Origin of the sequence: Streptomyces sp. CA-181903 (genome assembly GCF_050937075.1) — a bacterium.
Classification (GTDB): Bacteria; Actinomycetota; Actinomycetes; order Streptomycetales; family Streptomycetaceae; genus Streptomyces.
This window is the reverse complement of record NZ_JBNJLY010000001.1, coordinates 2,649,239-2,668,471: the sequence shown is the minus strand read 5'-3', so window position 1 is coordinate 2,668,471 and position 19,233 is coordinate 2,649,239. Positions and strand designations below refer to the sequence as shown.

The 19,233-nt window shown below is 74.8% G+C and carries 15 protein-coding genes and 1 pseudogene; 7 read left to right on the top strand and 9 right to left on the bottom strand.

Annotation, left to right across the window (positions count from 1 at the left end):
- Window positions 1-36: 36 nt before the first annotated feature.
- From ACQEVS_RS11890 to ACQEVS_RS11875, 4 genes and pseudogenes are all read right to left on the bottom strand, one after another.
- On the bottom strand, window positions 37-969 hold the full coding sequence (locus ACQEVS_RS11890; RefSeq protein WP_433027480.1) for a glutamate ABC transporter substrate-binding protein: 933 nt from the start codon (window positions 967-969) through the stop codon (window positions 37-39).
- A gap of 197 nt (window positions 970-1,166) precedes the next feature.
- A complete protein-coding gene (locus ACQEVS_RS11885; RefSeq protein ID WP_433019083.1) occupies window positions 1,167-2,597 on the bottom strand; it encodes a hypothetical protein in 1,431 nt (476 codons plus the stop codon).
- Window positions 2,598-2,888: 291 nt separating this feature from the next.
- Entirely contained in the window at window positions 2,889-3,839 is a 951-nt protein-coding gene (locus ACQEVS_RS11880; RefSeq protein WP_433019080.1) for an N-acetylglucosamine kinase, read from the bottom strand.
- A gap of 110 nt (window positions 3,840-3,949) precedes the next feature.
- Window positions 3,950-5,202, bottom strand: a pseudogene (locus ACQEVS_RS11875) (6-phospho-beta-glucosidase).
- A 143-nt stretch (window positions 5,203-5,345) separates the two neighbouring features.
- On the opposite strand from ACQEVS_RS11875, the gene ACQEVS_RS11870 reads away from it, so the two are divergent.
- Window positions 5,346-5,849, top strand: coding sequence for an FBP domain-containing protein (locus ACQEVS_RS11870; protein WP_004950095.1), 504 nt, complete (start codon window positions 5,346-5,348; stop codon window positions 5,847-5,849).
- 109 nt (window positions 5,850-5,958) lie between these two features.
- Window positions 5,959-6,840, top strand: a complete 882-nt coding sequence (locus tag ACQEVS_RS11865; RefSeq protein WP_433019076.1) for a helix-turn-helix transcriptional regulator — start codon at window positions 5,959-5,961, stop codon at window positions 6,838-6,840.
- Window positions 6,841-6,931: 91 nt separating this feature from the next.
- Here the strand turns inward: ACQEVS_RS11865 and ACQEVS_RS11860 are convergent, their stop codons facing one another.
- Window positions 6,932-8,011 (bottom strand): mechanosensitive ion channel family protein, encoded by a 1,080-nt coding sequence (locus tag ACQEVS_RS11860; protein ID WP_433019073.1) that lies wholly within the window; start codon window positions 8,009-8,011, stop codon window positions 6,932-6,934.
- A gap of 258 nt (window positions 8,012-8,269) precedes the next feature.
- Between ACQEVS_RS11860 and ACQEVS_RS11855 the strand changes: the two genes are divergently transcribed.
- Window positions 8,270-8,806: an HNH endonuclease gene (locus ACQEVS_RS11855; RefSeq protein WP_004950088.1), complete on the top strand. Its 537-nt coding sequence runs from the start codon at window positions 8,270-8,272 to the stop codon at window positions 8,804-8,806.
- A gap of 69 nt (window positions 8,807-8,875) precedes the next feature.
- On the opposite strand, the gene ACQEVS_RS11850 is transcribed toward ACQEVS_RS11855, so the two are convergent.
- On the bottom strand, window positions 8,876-9,817 hold the full coding sequence (locus ACQEVS_RS11850; RefSeq protein ID WP_433019069.1) for a hypothetical protein: 942 nt from the start codon (window positions 9,815-9,817) through the stop codon (window positions 8,876-8,878).
- Window positions 9,818-10,432: 615 nt separating this feature from the next.
- Here ACQEVS_RS11850 and ACQEVS_RS11845 point away from each other — a divergent pair.
- On the top strand, window positions 10,433-10,567 hold the full coding sequence (locus tag ACQEVS_RS11845) for a hypothetical protein (protein WP_398278637.1): 135 nt from the start codon (window positions 10,433-10,435) through the stop codon (window positions 10,565-10,567).
- A 477-nt stretch (window positions 10,568-11,044) separates the two neighbouring features.
- Window positions 11,045-11,254, top strand: a complete 210-nt coding sequence (locus tag ACQEVS_RS11840; protein WP_433019066.1) for a hypothetical protein — start codon at window positions 11,045-11,047, stop codon at window positions 11,252-11,254.
- Window positions 11,255-11,309: 55 nt separating this feature from the next.
- Here ACQEVS_RS11840 and ACQEVS_RS11835 read toward each other — a convergent pair whose 3' ends face one another.
- Window positions 11,310-14,465, bottom strand: coding sequence for a beta-N-acetylglucosaminidase domain-containing protein (locus tag ACQEVS_RS11835; protein WP_433019063.1), 3,156 nt, complete (start codon window positions 14,463-14,465; stop codon window positions 11,310-11,312).
- A gap of 304 nt (window positions 14,466-14,769) precedes the next feature.
- On the opposite strand from ACQEVS_RS11835, the gene malQ reads away from it, so the two are divergent.
- Window positions 14,770-16,968 (top strand): 4-alpha-glucanotransferase, encoded by a 2,199-nt coding sequence (gene malQ, locus ACQEVS_RS11830; RefSeq protein WP_433019060.1) that lies wholly within the window; start codon window positions 14,770-14,772, stop codon window positions 16,966-16,968.
- A gap of 11 nt (window positions 16,969-16,979) precedes the next feature.
- Window positions 16,980-17,234, top strand: coding sequence for a hypothetical protein (locus ACQEVS_RS11825; RefSeq protein WP_433027477.1), 255 nt, complete (start codon window positions 16,980-16,982; stop codon window positions 17,232-17,234).
- A 154-nt stretch (window positions 17,235-17,388) separates the two neighbouring features.
- Here the strand turns inward: ACQEVS_RS11825 and ACQEVS_RS11820 are convergent, their stop codons facing one another.
- Window positions 17,389-18,123: a hypothetical protein gene (locus tag ACQEVS_RS11820; protein WP_433019057.1), complete on the bottom strand. Its 735-nt coding sequence runs from the start codon at window positions 18,121-18,123 to the stop codon at window positions 17,389-17,391.
- Window positions 18,124-18,281: 158 nt separating this feature from the next.
- Entirely contained in the window at window positions 18,282-19,193 is a 912-nt protein-coding gene (locus tag ACQEVS_RS11815) for a hypothetical protein (protein ID WP_433019054.1), read from the bottom strand.
- Window positions 19,194-19,233: the final 40 nt, after the last annotated feature.

The window sequence follows — 19,233 nt, the reverse complement described above, 5'->3', positions numbered from 1 at the left end:
GGCCCGGCGGCCGGGCCGGGGCCGCGTTTCCGCCCGTCAGTCCCGGTACTTGGGCTCCGGGGGAGCCGTGATGCCGAGGTCGGCGCGGGCCAGCCACTGGCGGTACGCCTGCATCCACGGGCTCGACGTGCCGCCCGCGCGGTAGTCGTCCAGCACCGCGTTGACCCGGCGTACCAGGTCCTCCGCCCCGCGGTTCATCGCCACGCCGTAGTACTCGGTGGTGAACGGTTTGCCGACGAGTACCACGGACGGGTCCTGCGCCGCCTGTCCGGCGCCCAGTGCGTTGTCCGTGAGGATGGCGTCGACCTGGCCGAGCTGGAGCCGTACCAGGCAGTCGAGTTGGTTGGGGACGGTGGTCACGCTCGCGGACGCCGCCCGCTTCGTCAGCTCGGCCTCGGCCGTGGAGCCGGCGGCGGCGCAGATCTTCCGCCCGGTCATCAAGGCGTCGTCGAGGCCGGTGACCTTCGATCCCTTGGGTACCAGCAGTTGCTGGCCGGCCTGGAAGTAGGCCGTGGAGAAGGCAACTTCCTTGATCCTGTCGCAGCTGATGCTCATCGTACGCGCGACGATATCCACCTTGCCCGACTTGAGGGCGGGAATGCGCTGATTGGTGGGGATGGCCAGGAACGTCACCTTGTCCGGATCGCCCAGGATGGCCTTGGCGATGGCCCGCACCAACGCGATGTCGAAGCCGTCCAGCCTGCCCGTGGCCGGGTCGCGGTAGCCCCAGCGGTAGCTGTTCTGGTCGACGCCCGCGATCAGCCGGCCGCGCTCCTTGATCCGGCGCACGGCCGGGCCGTCGGAGGTGGACGGGCGCAGGCTGGCCTCGGGGTCCGTGCAGTCGGCGGCGGGCGCCGCCGCGGCGGCCGGGCGCACCGCTGCCGCCGTCCCCCGGCCGCCGTCCCGTCCGGGCCCGCCGCCGGGGAGGAGCAGGGCCGTGACCGCCGCCAGGGCGCACGTCACGAGCATGGCGACGGTGGCGCCGAACACCGTCCGGGCGGTCCGGCGCCGTCGTGCCGTCGCTCCCGCCCCTTCCGCTGCCACCCCCGCCGCCGGGGCCGCTCTTCCGTTGCCGCGCATGGTCCCTCCCCCGTCCGTCCGTGCGATGCCGTTCCCCTGTGCGGTGTTCATCCGCTGTGGGGTGCCGTTTTTCCGCGCCGGCCCGCTCATCGGTACTCCGAGAGCCTGCGGCCGATGCCCGTCACCACGGCGGCGGCGCCCAGCACGGCGAGGACGCCGGCGCCCACCGCGAGCCCGGTCAGGGCGTCGCGCCCGTCGTCGGCGGCCTGCCGGAAGTCGTCCTTCTCGCGGTCCAGCGCCTTCCGCAGCGCGGTGTCCACGCGGTCGAACGACTCGCCGGTGCTGTCCCGTTCGCCGATCACCTGCGGCAGCGCGCGGTCGTAGTCGCCGGCGACGTCCGCCGCGCGGGCCGCGTCGTGCCGCCGCTTCCAGTCGCGCACCCCGTCGATCGCCTCCGCGACCGGGGCGCGGCCGTCCGCGCCGTCGGCGAGGGACGCCGCCCTGCCCAGCAGGCTTTCGTCGGACGGCGAGTCGCCCGTGCCGCCGAAGAGGTCGCGCATGTCCCGCCCGTAGCCCTCCTCGTAGGCGTCCTTGCCGTCGTCGGTGAGGACGGCGCCGCGCGCCACCAGTGACAGGCTCTCGGCGCCGTGCGCCTGGAGGGCGCTGATCCGGGCCATGCCGATCACCTGGAGGGACTTGGCGCCGTGGTCGTACGAGTCCCGCAACTCCGCCCGGGCCAGGCCCTGGCCCACCCCCAGCCACACCAGCACCACCAGCGTGGTCGCCGTCGCGGCCAGCAGGCCGCGGTCGAACACCCGGTTGGTCCGCAGGTACGCGCGGCGCTGGAACCAGACGAGCGCCCCGAGCGCGACCAGCCCCACGGCTATCGCCGGCCAGGGCGGTTCCTCGGCGTCCGCGTAGTCCGCCGCCAGCCGGTCACGCTCCGCCTCGTACAGCCGGCGGGCGGCGGGCAGCAGGTCCTGGCGCATGCGGTCGCTGGCGTAGCGCAGGTAGGCGCCGCCCAGCGGCAGGCCCTGCCGGTTGTCGGCCCGGGCCTGCTCGACCAGGCCCGTGTAGACGGGCAGCCGCTCGTTCAGCGTCGCTATCTGCTCGCGCTCGGCCGGGGAACCGCCGGTGTTGGCCGCCGCCTTGACCAGCAGCTCGGACGCGGTGGCGATGTCCTTCTCGTACCGCCGGCGCACCCCGTGCGTCTCCTTGGATCCCGCGAGGAAGCCGGTGGCCGCCGTGGTGTCCGCGTCCGCCAGCGAGGCGTAGATGTCCGCCGCGGCGGCGCTCAGGGGCTCGCTGCGCTCCACGACCGCGTCGGCCGCCCGGGACCGGTCCGTGACCTGCCAGGCGGTGACCGCGCCGAAGGCGATCAGCAGCGCGGCCAGCGCGGCGCCGATCACCCGGAGCCTGCCCGGCTCCGTTCTCGTCGCGGCCGTCCGCATCCGGGCGAACTGCGCGCGCCAGGCGGCGCGCTCCGAGCCGCGGGCCGGAACCCCCGCCGGCCCCGGTGCCTGCCCCGGGCCCGGCTTCGGCCCCGGCGGCGCGGCCGTCCTCAGCGGTTGTGACACGAGACCTCCCCCTTGGTCGCCGGTGCGCCGCCGCCACCCGGCGCGGGGCGGGACGGGCACCTGGCCAGAAGTATGGCGGCAGGGACTGACAAAGACACCACGTACTTCGCGATCTTGTTCGGATCGCGATCAGGGCGGGGCGCGGTCGACCGGTCTCTGTGCAGGTGTTCACGCGACGCGGGTGCCGGGCGGTTCCGCGCGGGCGGGTGGGGAGGGGCGGTCGGCCCGGGCCTGCGGCCGTGGGCCCGCCGGCCGCCGCCGGCCTCTTCGCTAAGCCCATCGGCCTCTTCGCTAAGCCCATCGGGCCCGCAGCGCCGCGTACCCGCCGGCCTCCGCCCCCAGCAGGTCCAGGGCGAGCAGGGCCGCGCCGAGGACGGGTGGGGCCGTGACCACCACCGGCTCGGCCCGGGGGGCGCGGGCGGCCAGCCCTTTGAGCACGTCGTCGTGGAGGAGCGGGTGCCGGGCCGCCAGGACGCTGCCGCCGAGGACGACGGGCACCCGCTCGCCCAGCAGGTCCAGCCTGGTCAGCGCGGTGTGTGCCATGACCACGACCTCCTCGGCCTGCCGCGCGACGATCGCCCGGGCGACGGCGTCGCCGGCCGCCGCGACGGCGAAGAGGACCGGTGCCAGCTCGTGCGTCCGCGCCCGCGCGACGGCGCCCAGGTGCAGCGCCTCGATCAGTTCCGGCATGCCCGGCAGCCCGAAGTGGGCGGGCAGGGCGGTCGCGAGGGCGCTGGGCCCGCCCCGGCCGTCGGCGGCGCGGGCGGCCCACCACAGGGCCTCGCCCGCGAGGTGGCTCCCGCCACCCCAGTCGCCCGAGATCCGGCCGAGGGACGGGAAACGGGCGGTACGGCCGTCGGGCGTCAGGCCGGCGCAGTTGATGCCCGCCCCGCACACCACGGCCACGCCCTCGGGCGCGGAACCGTCCGGCAGCCCGGCCCGCAGCAGGGCGAAGGTGTCGTTGACGACGGTGACCGTCCGCCCCCAGCCGTACCGTTCGATCGCCGCCGCCAGCCGTTCCTCCTCCACCGGGAGGTCCGCGTTGGCGAGGCACGCCTGGACGTGGTCCACGGGTGCGGCGCCCGGCCCCGCCCCCGCCGCGGCCACCAGGCGGGCGAGCTCGGCCACGGCCGCTTCCACGCCCTCGGCGTGCGGCCGGAAACCGCCGCCGCGGGCCGTGCCCAGGACCCGGCCGGCGGTGTCCACCAGCGCCACGTCCGTCTTGCTGTTGCCCGCGTCCACCGCCAGTGCCGTACGGGGGCGCGGGCCGGCGTTTGAGACACCGCGCGCGCCCGCGGGTGTACCGGGCCGCGCGCCTCCTCCCGCGCCCCCGCCCCCGCCGCCGGCCGCCGTCACGCCCACGCCAGATGCCCGCGGTTGTGCGCGATCAGCGTGTCCGTCAACCGGTCCGCGGTCGCGTCCTGGCCGATCAGGGGGTGGGCCAGCAGGGCCTGGAACACCCGGTCCCGGCCGCCCTCCAGGGCCGCGCGCAGGGCCAGGTGCTCGTACGCCGTGACGCCCGCGACCAGGCCGGAGAAGAGGGGTTCCAGCGGCCGCACGGGAAGCGGGTGCGCGCCGCGCGCGTCGACCGACGCCGGGACCTCGATCACCGCGTCGTCCGGGAGGAACGGCAGGGTGCCGTTGTTCAGCGTGTTGACCACCTGCACCTCCCCGGTGTCCCCGAGCAGCGCCGAGGTGAGGGCGACGGCCGCCTCCGAGTAGTAGGCGCCCCCGCGCTTCGCCAGCAGCGCCGGCTTCTCGTCGAGCGTCGGATCCCGGTACATCTCCAGCAGCTCGCGTTCCATCGCGGCCACTTCCTCCGCGCGCGACGGTTTGGTGCGCAGCTCCTCGACGACCTCGTCGTGCCGGTAGAAGTAGCGCAGGTAGTAGGAGGGGACGGCGCCCAGCCGGGCGGGCAGTTCGCGGGGGAGGCGCAGGTCCGCCGCGATGGCGTCGCCGTGCTCGGCGAGCAGCTTGGGCAGGACGTCCACGCCCCCGACGCGCACCTCGCGCTCCCAGGTGAGGTGGTTGAGGCCCACGTGGCCGAGGGTGACCTCCTGGGGGTGACGCCGAGCAGGGCCGCGAACTTCCGCTGGAAGCCGATGGCCACGTTGCACAGCCCGACCGCCCGGTGCCCCGCGGTGAGCAGGGCCCGGGTCACGATGCCGACGGGGTTGGTGAAGTCCACGATCCAGGCGTCCGGGCTGCGCCGGCGGACCCGTTCGGCGATGTCCAGCACGACCGGCACCGTACGCAGCGCCTTGGCCAGGCCCCCGGCGCCGGTGGTCTCCTGGCCGACGCAGCCGCACTCCAGCGGCCAGGTCTCGTCCCGCGCCCTGGCCGCCTGTCCGCCCACCCGCAGTTGCAGGAGGACGGCCGCGGCGCCGTCCACGCCCGCGTCCAGGTCAGTGGTCCACGTCACCCGGCCGGGGTGGCCCTGGCGGGCGAAGATCCGGCGGGCCAGGCCGCCGACCGGCTCCAGGCGGTCGACGGCCGGATCGATCAGTACGAGCTCGTCGACGGGCAGGGCGGCCCGCAACCGGGCGAAGCCGTCGACGAGTTCGGGGGTGTAGGTCGAGCCTCCGCCGACCACTGCGAGTTTCACGGGATCAGACCTCTTCGAGCCGTTGGTGCGGGAGCGGACAGGAAGTGGGACAGGAAGCGGAAGAGCGAGCGGGACGAGAAGCGGAACGGGATGAACGAAATTCGCATGACGTCACAACGGGCACACTGTTAATTTCTCGCCCCATGGAACCACTCGGCGAGAACGAGATACGAGCCTCTTTCATCAATTGCTCGAAAGGCGAGGCGCGCAGGATCAGCCTGCCCCGGGGACTGGCCGAACTCCCCTGGGCAGACCTCGACTTCCTGGGCTGGCGCGATCCCGGCGCCCCCGATCGCGGCTACCTGGTCGTCGTCCGCGACGGCAAGCCCCAGGGGATCACCCTGCGGGTCCCCCAGGGCGGCCCGCGCAGCCTCGCCAAGACGACCATCTGCTCGTTCTGCCTGACCGGCCACCCCGGATCCGGCGTCTCCCTGCTCGCCGCCCGCAAGGTCGGCGCCTCCGGCCGCGACGGCAACACGGTGGGCGCCTACATGTGCGCCGACCTGGCCTGCCCGCTGTATGTGCGGGGCAAGAAGGTGCCGGAGTTCAGCGGCCCCCGGTACAAGGAGTCGCTGAGCGTGGACGAGCAGGTGGCGCGGATGCTCGGGAATGTGGACGAGTTCCTGCGGAAGGTCGGGGCGGCCTGACGGGCGGGGCCGCCTGACGGTCGGGGGCCCCGGCTGATCGAAGAGGGTCGTCCGGGGAACGGGCGCCGCTGCTAAGGGCGTTGTCAGACCCCTCCGTTACGGTGCTCGTATGGCCACCGACACGCCTTCCGCCTCCGGTCGCCGCGAGCGCCTGCGCGGCTTCCTGCGCAGCCGCCGGGCCCGCCTCGCCCCCGAGGACGTGGGGCTGCCCCCGGCGGCCCGGCGCCGTACGCCCGGGCTGCGGCGCGAGGAGGTCGCGCTGCCGGCCGGGGTTGGCGTCTCCTGGTACACGTGGCTCGAACAGGGCCGGCCCATCAACGTCTCCGCCGACGTCCTCGACGCGATAGCCCGCGCGTTGCGGCTGGATGAGCCGGAGCGCGAGCACCTGTACCTGCTGACCGGGCTCAATCCGCCGCCTCCGGTCGGCGTCCCCCGCGCCCAGGTCACGCCCGAGCTCCGGCGGCTGATCGAGGTCTGGTCGCCCCGGCCGGCCGTGCTGCTGGACCGCTACGAGAACATCGTGGCCGTCAACGGCGCCGCCCGCGCGGTGTTCGGCTACACGGACACCGACCGCAACTGCCTCGTCGCGTTCTTCACCAACGCCCGCTACCGGGCGCTGCACACCCACTGGGAAGCCGTCGCGCCCGGCGTGGTCGCCGCGTTCCGCGCCGCCGCGGCACGGCATCCCGACGACCCCGCGTTCGACCGGATAGCCGAGGGGCTGCGCGCGGTGAGCCCGGAGTTCGACGCACTGTGGGCGCGGCACGACGTGGGGGTGCCGGGGCAGGTGGTGAAGGCGGTGCGGCATCCGGAGATGGGGGAGCTGTTCTTCGACACCACCACGCTGGCGCCGCCGGACCAGCCCTCCTGGGGGCAAGCCCCCGGACCCCCGAAACCGCGCTCCGCGCGGTTGTCCTCAAACTCCCCCAGAGGGGCCCCAACGGGCCGGATGTCGCGCCCGGGCGCACGATTCAGCCCGTCCGGCGTTTGAGGACGAGCGGCGAAGCCGCGACAGCGGGGTCTGGGGCGCAGCCCCAGGAAGCGGCGAAGTGGGGGTCCCCCCTCTGGGGCGGGACCGGGGCTCACTTCCCCAACGTCGCCCCCGGCGGCACCGCAGTCACGGGCGGTATCGGCGCCGTGGCCAGCGCCTGCGGCGACGTCGGGTTGGCCAGGGCGGACGGCGGTGCGACGACGGCGGTCGGGTCGGCGGGGTCCGTCTCCTCCGCCACCGCCGGCGGCGGCCCCATCCGGATGCCCGCCGCGTCCAGCGCCCTCTTGATCCGCCAGCGCAGCTCCCGCGCGACGGCCGCCGCCTCGCCCGGCGCGGCCTTCGCCTGGACCCGGACCACGACGGAGTCGAGGGAGACCGAGTCCAGCCCCATGACCTCGACGGGCTCCCACAGCTTCTCGTCCCAGGGGGCGGTCTTGGACATCTCCTCGCCCACCTCCCCTATCACCTGACGGGCGCGGTCCAGATCCTCGTCGTAACGCAGCGTGACGTCCACCTCGGCCATGGCCCAGCCCTGGCTCAGGTTGCCGATCCGCTTGACCTCGCCGTTGCGGACGTACCAGATGGCGCCGTTCGCGCCCCGCAGCTTGGTCACGCGGAGTCCGACCTCGACGACGGTGCCCGTCGCCACGCCCGCGTCGATCTCGTCGCCCACGCCGTACTGGTCCTCCAGGATCATGAAGACGCCGGACAGGAAGTCCGTGACCAGGTTGCGGGCGCCGAAACCGATGGCCACACCGGCCACACCGGCGCTCGCCAGCAGCGGTGCCAGGTTGATCTTCAGGACCGACAGCACCGTCAGCGCCGCCGTTCCCATGATCAGGAACGAGGCGACGCTGCGCAGCACCGAGCCGATGGCCTCGGAGCGCTGGCGGCGGCGCTCGGCGTTGACGAGGATGCCGCCCAGGGCGTTGTCCACGGCCTGGGCCGTGCGGTTCATCCGGGCTATGAGCTTGGTGATCCCCCGGCGGACGAGCGAGCGCAGCACGATCGCGATGGTGACGATCAGGACGATGCGCAGACCGTTGCTGATCCAGACGGACCAGTTCGCCTCCAGCCAGCCGGCGGCGTCGTTGGCGGTCTTCTGTGCCTCGTCGAGGGACGAGGGACGAGGCGTCGAGTCAGCGGCGACGAGGGCAGCGGACCAGGACACAGCGGGAACCCTTCGTAATGGACATGCCCGGCGCCGAACATCGGCACGGGCAGAATCACCACACTAACGGGGCAGAGCGGGTATTCCGTTGTTGTGTTCGAGAAGGGACAGGTCCTGCGCGCAGTTGACCGAGGTGTGTTCCAAAACACCTGTGACCCGTTACCCGCCGATGGTGGCGCACCGGCCAGGGGCCAGGGGACACTTGCAGGAGATCGTCCCGGCGCGAGCCACGCGCCGCCGGCGTACAAGGAGGCACCCGTGCCGCATGTCCTGGTCCTCAATGCGTCGTACGAGCCGCTCGGCGTCGTACCGCTCCGCCGCGCGCTCATACTCGTCCTCAACGAGAAGGCCATCAGCCTCGAGGACACGGGCGCCTACCTGCACAGCGCCAGCTGCACCATCCCCGCACCCAGCGTCGTCAGGCTCAAGCGCTTCGTGCGGGTCCCCTTTCGGGGCCCCGTCCCGCTCACCCGCCGGGCCCTCTTCGCCCGTGACGGCGGGCGCTGCGCCTACTGCGGTGGCGTCGCAACCAGCGTCGACCACGTCGTCCCGCGCAGCCGTGGCGGGCAGCACGCCTGGGAGAACGTGGTGGCCGCCTGCCGCCGCTGCAACCACGTCAAAGCCGACCGGCACGTCTCCGAGCTGGGCTGGCGGCTGCGGCACCAACCCGCCCCGCCGTCCGGCCTCGCCTGGCGGATCATCGGCACGGGGCATAGGGATCCGCGCTGGCTGCCTTACCTGGAGGCATACGGCGCGGAGGACGCGATGGCCCGGATCGACGGCATTTCCGCCTGAGAGCACCGGGCCTTCTTCGTACCCGGCGCCGGTGTCCCCGGCCTGGCGCTCAGGCGTCCGGCCGGGGTGTCACCCCCGGCGCCCGCGGGGCTTCGGCGGCCGGGCGGGGGCCCTGGGGCGGTCGCGGACGACGGCGCGGAGTTCGTCGACCCGGCGCCGGACGGCGTCCTCGGTCTCGGGGGACGGGCCGGTGTCCGGCGCCGTCCCGTGGCAGACGCGGCACAGGCCGCCCGGCAGGGCCTCCGGCGCGCCGGGGTCGTGGCAGTTCGTGCACTCCATGATCCGGCGGGGCGCGGGCTGCTGTTCCGGGTGTGCCGCGACGGCCTCCGGGGGCATCCGGTCCGTCAGCCGCCTGCGGGCGAACGCACCCGGTGCGGTGATGACGTCCGGCAGCGCGTTGACCAGCGCGTGCCTGATCGCCGCCGGGCTCGCGCCGCGTGCCAGCCACTCCGCCGCCAGCGGTTCCAGGGCCGCGCACTCGTGGGCCGACAGGGCCATGCGCGGGTCGGCGTGGCCGACGGAGGCGAGGACGTCGTGGGCGGGGGAGCGGTGGGAGGGCGAGGGCGGGCGCGTGGTCTCGTCCGCGTCCCTGGCCTGCGGCGCGTCGCCCCGCAGGAACGCCGACCACCAGGCGTCGTCGCGCGCGGTGCGGGAGAAGTACGTCCGCGAGACCCACTGCGTCCGCTCCGCGCTGACCCGTTCCCGGCAGACGCGCAGGTGGCCCGCCTCGGAGAGGAGGCGCAGCGCCGTGCGCACGGCCTGCTGGCCGTACGGGAGTTCCTTGGCGAGCGTCTTGTGATCCATCGCCGCGCCGTCGGGGAGGCGGTCGAGGTACGCGGCGATGTACGCCTCGCGGGTGGGGAGGTGCCCGAAGTCCCGGGCGGTGCGCGGGGCTTGGTCGGGTGCGGAGCGCTTGCCGTAGCCGGGCCTGGCCATGGGCGGCTGCTGGGGCGGGAGGGGCGGAGGCGGCGTGTACGGGCGCGCGTCGGCGCTACGATTGGCGACAGCCATGGGATCGACTCTCATTCGATCTGGATGGTCAGGCCCTCGCTCGGTGTTTGCCGCACCAGCGGGGGCCGTTTCGTTGTCTGCGGGGCACGGTACACGGTCGCGGCGCTGCGTCGCGACGCGGTCGCGGAAAGTGAACCGCGAGTGCGGGCGCGGGGGTTGGGAGGGTGGGTGGGATCGAACCCACACCACCCATTCCTTGGAAAGAGGGCTCGGATTCCGAGGCCCGAAGCTCGGGTCTTGGGCTTCAGGGGTGCGGTGCGCGGATCGTCGCAGGTGGGCCGGGCGAGGGGAGCCGGGGTGGCCGGACCCGGGGTTCGAGCGTCGAGCTTCGGGCGCGGGTGACGCTTCGCCTGCCGTTCACGCGAATGTTCGCACCCGCCACGAAAGGGTGAATGTATACCCGTCGCCCCAACTCGTCCGGAAAGCCGCCTGGTTGGCGCTAGGCTCAGCCGCGTGACGTGCCATTCGTGAGCCTTCCTCCGGGTCGGCTCGCTCGCCGCGTTCGGGGCCCCACCCAGGGGTCTCGGGCGGGGTCGGCCCATGTGCCGTTCTGTCCGAGGTCCCCTCGTGGAGCCTCGCAGTCGGCGGGGTTCCGATCCAAGGGAGAGGGACTACATGGCCCGTCACAGGAGGCTGAGAAGCGCGATCGACTGGCGCCGGGTGCGGAGTGGGGCGAAGGCGGTGACACCGTGGGTGGAACTGTTCGTCGCCGTGACCACGCTGATCCTGGTGGTGATCGGCAAGGGGTGATCGACGGGGCCTAAACCCATTAGGCCCCGTCGATCCATCCGTCAGCCTGTCCGTCACGGGGAACGGTCCCCCGTGGCGGACTTTCCTCTTACGCTCGGCCTACGGGGCCTATAACCAGTAGGCCCCGGCGACCAACCGCTGAGCACTTCCACGATAGCGGCACTCACCGCCCGCCGTCCGCCCCATCCCGAACCCCGGCCCGGACGTCACGCTCCCGAGCGGCCCGCTGACCACTGGATCGTCAACCTGTTCGGAACGTCAAGCCGCAGCGTTTCCCCCTTCGGCTGCATCCGTCCCCGGCGCACCCCGTTCCCCGCCCGGCGCCGGCGCCGGCGCCGGCGCGTCGTCCGCCGTCCGCTCCCCGTGAGTGATCACGGCCGGCCCTCGTCCGACAAGAAAGTTCGGAAGTACGCACTTAGGGGGAGGCTGTCGCACATGCCGGTGCCATCGGTCCAACTTGGGCGCATCATCGCGGACATGAACAAGAAGGCCGCGCAGCAGGAGAGGTTCCCCAGGACCATGTGCGAGGGAGTGCGGTGCACCCGCTGCATGGACCGCACCATGGTGCGCGAGATTCACATGGGTCACGACGGCACCATCTCGCGCTACGACGACTGGGTCTGCAACTGCGGCTACCGCCGCCCGAGCCGGGAGCAGGCGGGGCGGGCCGGCGTGCGGGTGGGGTGACCGGGGAGGGGGAGGCCCCTGGCCCGCCCCTTCGCGCCGGCGCGGGCCGCCCCGCCTACCCCTTCCGCACCGCGTAAGCCTCCACGTCCACCAGCGAGTACCCCGCCGACCGCGCCGCCCGCTTCACCCCCTGGACGCGGACGAAGCGCGTCCCCGGGGCGTCCAAGCGGACCGTCTCCGTGCCGCCCTTGCCGTCCGTGATCGTGGCCGCGTCGCGCCAGGTGCGGCCGTCGGGGGAGACCTGGATGCGGTAGCGGGTGGCGTGGAGTTCTTCCTGCCAGTGGAGGACGAGGCGGCCGAGGCGGGTGGGGCGGGGGAGTTGGAGTTGCCACCAGGCGTCGTCGACGGGTGGGGAGGACCAGCGGGTCTTGGGGTCGCCGTCGAGGGCGGCGAAGGGCGGGAAGTCGGACGCCTCGTCGCCGGAGGAGGTGGCCTCGCCGGTGCGGGCCAGGTCGGGGCCGCCGGCGGCGGGGTACGCGCGGACGGTCACCGTGCGCTCCTGGTCGCCGAGGCGGATCGGGACGGTGAAGACGCGGGACGCCGCGTCGGCCGGGACGGAGAGCTCGACGCGCAGGGTGGTCACGCCGCCGCGGACGGCCGTCACCTCGTCGGGGGCCTTGACGGTGACGCCCTTGGGCGCGCGGACGGTCAGCTTCTGCTTGACCGCCCCCGGGCGCTGGTTGATCACGCGCGCCTCGACCACCGCGGGAGCCCCGCCCGCCTCGGCCGTCGCCTCCGCGTGGGTGAGCTCGAAGTGGGTGGCGGCGGTGTCCGCGAACCAGGGGGTGATCTCGTGGACCGCGGCCGGGCGGGTGGGGCCCGACCAGACCAGCCGCAGGGCGTCGGCCCGGACGCCCTTGCCGGGCAGTTGCGTCCAGCCGCCGGCCGAGAGCGGGCCCAGCGGCTGCCAGCCCTTGTCGGGGGTGTGTGCCTCGACCGTGCCGCGCGCGCCGGGAGCGGCGGCCGTGAGCACGGTGACGGCGGTCATCGGGTGGGGTTCGCGGAGCCGCACCGTCAGCGGGCCGTCCGCCGGTGCGGGGACGGTCGTCGCCGGGTCGCCGTCGGTCGCCGCGCCGGACGTGCGCAGCGGGCGGTCGACGCCGAGCCAGCCGTTGGCGCGGGCGAGGGCCTGTTGGAGGAAAGGCGTCAGCACGCCGTCGCCGACGGTCACCTGTTCGGAGGTGATCCGGTCGCGCAGTCGCAGCACGTCGAGTTCCGCGCGCCAGGCGTCCGCGCCGTCGCCGCGCGCCTGCGCGGTGAGCATGTCGACGGCGCGCAGCCCGGCCTCGCCGTGCCGGGCCAACTGCCGTACCCATGGCCGTACCTCGGCGCCCAGCGCGTCCGTCAGCCGGCCGGGCGCGTCCGCCATGGTCCGGAAGGCGGCGCGCAGCCGGTCCGCGGCCGTCTTCAGCCGGTCGGCGTCCGTGCCGGAGAGCGCCGTCCAGAAGTCGTCCATCAGGGGGCGCAGGTACGCCGACTCCTCGCCGCCGAGGACGGACGACGCGTCGTTCCCGGCCAGCGCCCGCAGGGCCTCGCGGGCTTTCGGATCGGCCCCCGCGAGGTCGTCGACCGCGGCCTTCCAGGACTCCTCGGGGCGGTAGCCGCGCGGGTTCCAGGCGTAGTCGGCCGTGGTGAACAGCGGGATGCGGGACGCGGTGGGCTGCGCCGAGGCGTTGGCGAGCAGGGCGGCCGAGCCGACGGCGACGGCCGGTTCCCGCCCGGTGTAGGGGCCGAGGAAGATACGGTCCTGCGCGAAGTCGTTCACCGGATAGTTGTCCATGGTGACGAGCTGGTGGCCGAACGCCGCGCGGGCGGAGGCCAGTTCGCCGCCGGTGATCGTCCGCGGCACCACGCCCACACCCGTCCAGGCCACCTCGACGCGCGGGTCGAGCCGGTCGGCGAGCGCCCGCCGGAAGGCCGTCCGGCCGTCCTGGAAGTATTCGGTGGGCAGCAGGGACAGTGGCACCGCCTCGCCGCCCTTCGCCGCCAGGTGCCGGGACAGCGCCCCCGCCACCTTCGCCTGCGCCTCCGCCGCGGCCTTCGGCCCCGAGCCGAAGGCGTCCCGGTCGGCCCCGCAGTGCCACTCGCTGTAGCTGACGTCCTGGAACTGCAGCTGGAACGCCCGGACGCCCAGCGCCCACATCGCGTCCACCTTGCGCTTCAGCGCCCGTACGTCCTCCTCCGACGAGAAGCACATGGCCTGCCCGGGCGCCACCGCCCAGCCCAGCGTCACATGGTTGCGCCGAGCCCGGTCCGCCAGCGCGCGGAACTCCTCGCGCCGGTCGGCGGGGTACGGATCGCGCCACTTCGCCTGGCGGTACGGGTCGTCGCCGGGCGCGTACAGGTACCGGTTCAGCTTCGTCCGGCCCATGAAGTCCAGCTGTGCGAGGCGCTGCGGCGTCGACCACGGCTGCCCGTAGAACCCCTCGGTGACCCCGCGCACCGCCGTCACCGGCCAGTCGCGGATCACGGCCCCGGCGAAGGCCGTCCCGCCGTCGGACCGCACCACCAGCTGTCGCAGCGTCTGCGCCGCGTGGAACAGGCCGTCGTCGCCGACACCCGCCAGCGCCACCGCCGGCCGGCCGTCGAGCTGCCCGGACGCCAGCCGGTAGCCGCCCTTGGACAGGTCGCCGGCGGCCGGGGCGCCGAGCGTGGCCAGCGCCTCCTCGGCCTGCCGCCCGCCCGCGAACAAGATCAGCCCGCGCGGCGGCGGGGTGCCGCCGGGCTGCGCGTCCACGACCGTCCGGGCCCCCGCGTCGCGCAGCACCTCCCGCAGCGCCGTCAGGGCGTACGGGTCCGTGCCCGGCTCGGCCATCAGGGTGACCTCGGCGCCCACCGGCACCGGCGCGCCCTGGGCACGGGCCGACTGCGGTCGCGGCCAGACCGGCGGCAGCGCGTCGGCCCCCTCCGGGTCGGCGGCGTCCGGACTGCCCGCCGCCGGGGCGGCGGGTCCGGCGGGCGCGGCGGCCACGGGGACGCTGCCGAGCAGCCCGCCGAGGAGCGCGACGGCCAGGACGGTCACCCCGGCGCGGCGCGGCCGGACGGCGTACGGGCCGCCGAACCGGCCGGTGCCGAGCGCCCGGCCGGGCCGGCCCGCGGGCCGGTCTGCGGCCCGGTCTGCGGTCCGGTCTCCGCGCCGGTCGGAGGCACCCCGAACGTGCTGCTCGGAGCCCTGATCGCCGCGCGCGGGGTCGTCGCCCTGGAACCGCAAGCCTTCTCCTCGCCCCGCTGCCGTACGTCATGGTGGTGATGTGAGCGATGAGCCCATCACCAGGGGCGGAACGTGTCAACGCGGGTGACCGAACTGCCGGTATTGCCCGGCCCGGGGGTTGCGGAGAGGGCGAGGACGGGGGTGGTGCCGGCGGCGGCCGGAAAGTGCCAAAGCCCCGTCAGGGCGACGCCGCCGTAAGTAAGCTGACACCGTCCCGGCCGTCACCGGGGAGCACCGTGCCGGCCGCCGAGCGACCCCGCGCCGGCCGGTGCGGCGCCGTCCCCGCCGTCCTCTGGAGGCAGGCATGGACCGCGCGGAGGGCCGTACCGAAGGCCGCAGCGAGGGTCGTTTCGAAGGCCGTACCGAGACGGGCGCCGACCGCGCGCGCCTCGCCGCGCTGCACGGTGTGGCCACGTCCTACGAACCCGCCCCCGGGCAGAGCGTCCCCGTCCCCGAGGACACGGTCCTCGCCGTCCTCGCCGCGCTCGGCGTCGACGCCTCCACCCCGCGGGCCGTCCGCGACGCCCTGGACGCCCACGCCCGTACCGCCCGCAACCGGCTGCTGCCCCCGGCCGTCGTCCTGCGCGGCCCCGCCCGGCCCCGGCCGCCGGACCTGCCCGAGGACACCGCCCTCCGCGTCGAGACATCCGACGGACAGGCGCTGACCTGGGACGATCCACTGCCGCTCGGCACCCACCTGCTGCGCGCCCGGACCCCCGACGGGCGGTCGGCCGCCGCCCCGCTGATCGTCGCCCCCGAGCGGGTCCCGCAGCCGCCCGAGCGCTGCCACGGCTTCCTCGTCCAGCTCTACTCCCTGCTGTCCGCCCGCTCCTGGGGCATGGGCGACCTCGGCGACCTGGCCGAGCTCGCCGCCTGGTCGGGCCGGGCCTTCGGCACCGACTTCCTCCAGGTCAACCCGTTGCACGCGGCCGTCCCCGGCGCGCCCGGCCGGCCCGCCGACCCGTCCCCGTACCGGCCGTCCTCCCGCCGCTTCCCCGACCCGGTGCACCTGCGCGTCGAGGAGATCACCGAGTTCGGCCGGCTCGCCGGACCCGCCCGCGAGGAGGCCCAGCGGCTGCTCGCCGAGGCGGCCGAGCTGAACGCGGCCGTCCTCCGCCGGGGCGAACCCATCGACCACGACGCCGTCCGCGCCCTGAAGCTGCGCGCCCTCGAACTCGTCCGCGCGGTGCCGCTCGGGCCCGGACGACGCGCCTCCTACTGCGAGTTCCTCGCCGAGCAGGGACAGGCACTCGACGACCACGCCACCTGGTGCGCCCTCGCCGAGGCACACGGCCCCGACTGGCACTCCTGGCCCGCCGGCCTCAAGGACCCCCGCTCCGCCCGCACGGCCCGCGCCCGCGGCGAACTCCTCGACCGCGTCGACTTCCACTGCTGGCTCGCCTGGCTCACCGACCGCCAGCTCGCCACCGCCCAGCGCGCCGCCCGCGACGCCGGGATGCGCGTCGGACTCGTCCACGACCTGGCGGTGGGCGTGCACCCCGGCGGCTCCGACGCGTGGGCGCAGCAGGAGTCGCTCGCCGCGGGGATGTCCGTCGGCGCGCCCCCCGACGCGTTCAACTCCCGCGGCCAGGACTGGGGACTCCCGCCCTGGCGCCCCGACGCCCTGCGCGCCACCGGCTACGCCCCCTACCGCGACCTGCTGCGCGGCCTCCTCCGGCACGCGGGCGCGCTGCGGATCGACCATGTGATGGGGCTGTTCCGGCTGTGGTGGGTGCCCGAGGGCCGCGAGCCGGGACAGGGGACGTACGTCCGATACGACGCCGAGGCCATGCTCGGCGTCCTCGCCGTCGAGGCGCACCGCGCGGGGGCCGCCGTGATCGGCGAGGACCTGGGGACCGTCGAGCCGGGCGTCCGCGAGGCGCTATCCGAGCGCGGCGTGCTCGGCACGTCCGTCCTCTGGTTCGAACGCGACTGGTCGCGCGGCGCCCGGCGGGCCCAGCCGCTGCCGCCCGAGCGCTGGCGCGAGGGCTGCCTCGCCACCGCCACCACCCACGACCTGCCCAGCACGGCCGCCCGCCTCACCGGCGACCACGTCGCCCTCCGCCACCGCCTGGGCCTGCTGCGCCGCCCGCTCGCCGTCGAGCAGCGCGAGGACGCCAAGGGCCTCGCCGAGTGGCTGGCCCTCTTCGGCCGGCTCGGACTGCTGCCCGAGGGGCCGGACGACGAGGAGGCGGCCGTCCGCGCGGTCCACCGCTTCCTGCTGCGCACCCCCGCGCGGATGGTCGGCGTCTGGCTGCCCGACACGGTCGGCGACCGCCGGCCGCAGAACCTCCCCGGCACCTCAGACGAGTACCCCAACTGGCGCCTGCCCGTCGCCGACCCCGCCGGCCGGCCGCTCTCCCTGGAGCAGCTGGCCTCCTCACCCCGGCTGCACGCCCTGATGGACGAGATCCGCGCGCTGACCGCCCGCCCGCGGGCGGTGCCCCCGAAGGCCACCCCGGACGCGCGCGGTCCACGGGGGTCCGATATTTTGAGCCCGTGAGCAATAAGAAGATGAACGCCAAGCGCGCCGGGGTCGTGTCCGCCGGCACGCTGCTGATGCTGCTGATGTCGTCCCCCGCGTTCGCGCTCACCCGCGACGACGGCGACGACCCGGGCCCCGGCCTCAGCGTGATCAACACGCTCGGCCTCTACGTCGCCGCGCCGATCGTGCTCTTCCTCGTGATCGCCGGCCTGACGATGGTCCTGGCCCGCAACTCGGACAACAAGCGCACGCACGACACGCACTACCCGCGGACGTCGCGCTAGTCCCCTGCGGGGGCGCGCCTGTCGCGCGCTCCCGCCGCATGCCACGTGGTTGAACCGGGCGCCGGACGGCTGATCGAGCCGGTCCGGCGTTCGTGCTGCCGCCGGGAGCGCGGCGCGACCGGCCCTCAGAGGGCGCGACGCCGCTGCCCGTACCTCACGCGAGCACGGCACCGGCCGCGTAGTACAACCCTGCCAGCAGTGCCAGTGGACCCCCGACCCAGTAGGCGACGTACTCCGCGAGACTCTGGTCCCCCCGGGCGTACGACCGGTCCGGGTGGCGCGGATCGTACGTGACCTCGGTGTGCTCGCCGTCGTCGGACCGGGGCGGACCCTCGCCCCGGTGCTCGCGCACCGTTCCGGCGGTGTCCGTGTACTCGTAGGTGCAGGTCGCGGACTCGTCCTCCCCACCCCAGTCCGTGTGGGTGTGCCGGGCCACGACGGTGATGCCGCGAGTACGCATGATCCACCTCGTACGGGCTCCGGACACCGCGAACCACGTCATGCCGCCGCCGGGCAGCAGCAGGAGCGGCGCGAACGCCCAGAGGCCCAGGGAAGAACGCCATCCCTTGACGAACCCGAGCACCGGCAGAACGGCCGCGTAGACCGCGATGACCGCCCACCCCCAGCGCGCCGCCCGCGACATCCGCAGCCGGACCGGGCCGGTGACCGGCTCGACGGTCACCCGCGTGGCCCCACCCGTCCGCGCCTCCTCCCGGTCCCGTACCGGGACCGTCGCGGTCGCCCGTGCCGCGAACACCAGGACGGCCGGGGCGCTGTGGCAGCGTACGGACACCGTGCCGCTCCCCGCGTGCGGTGAGGCGAGGACGATCCGCAGGGTGCGGCGGCCCCGCCCCCTCGCCTCCACCCGCTTCAAGGCTTCCAGGGGCACCCTGGTGCGGATTCCCTTTTGCTCCACCACGATTTCGTCCGCGAACAACCGGACCCATGCCCGTCGGCCGCGAACGACCAAGTCGGACGCACTTGAGGCAAGTTCATCCGCCACAACGCTCACAGTAGAGCGCCGTCCGGCCCCCGGCCAGGGTCGTTTCACCAGTCCTCCCGCAGCACCCGCACCGCCTCCAGCGCGGTCGGCACCGCGAGGTCCAGCCCGAGCCAGAGCAGGGCCAGGCCGATGGCCCCGAGGGCGGCGTGGGCCGGGAAGCCCATCCGGTCGCCGGGCGCGTAACTCCGCTCCGGCGCCCGGGAGTCGTAGCGGATCGGCGTCGTCCGGCCGTCGGCGGACAGGGGCCAGGCGTGGCTCTCGTGGGGGTGGTCGGTTCCTTCCCGGTCCGTGAACGTGTAGTGGTACACGGCCGGTTCGTCGGCGTCGTCGCCTTGGTGGACGCCGGTGAGAGTACCGGTGGTGGTGACACCCCGGAGGCGCAGGAGGCAGGCGGTGCGGGCGGTGGACGCCGTCACGCGGGCGAGGGCCGCGCCCGGCAGCAGGAACACCCCCGCGCGGAGCCAGTCGCCGAGGGCGTTGAAGGAGGCGGTGGAACGGCCGAGGTCCTCCGAGGCCAGGAAGACGACGGGGAGGGCGAGCACGTAGAGGACCGCCAGGATCCGGAGCGTCGGGCTTCCTCCCGCTGCCTGCAACTCCCGCGCCGGAGCGAGGCCGATCCGCTCCACGCTCGTCAGCCGCCGGCCGTCCTGCCGCGCCCCGTGCGGCGTGCGGGGCGGCAGGGACGACGCGAGGGCGGCGGCGAAGCCTCCGACGGCTGCCGCGTCGTCGTTCCGCAGCGTGATGACCTCGCCCGCGGCGTGGGGCGAGGTCAGCTCGATCCGCAGGGTGCGGCCGTCCGGCCCGGGGACGCCGACGCGCTCGATCGCCTCGAACGGGACGCGGCGGCGCGTCCGCTTCCGGACGAGCACGACGGCGGTGTCGTACAGGAGGGCCGTGGTGCCTCCGGCGGGGAGGGCGGTCCGGGGAAGCTCGGCCGTCTCCGGTTCTTCGAACATCCGAGCACCCTAGAGCGCCCCCGGCCCGGCCCTCCGGCCA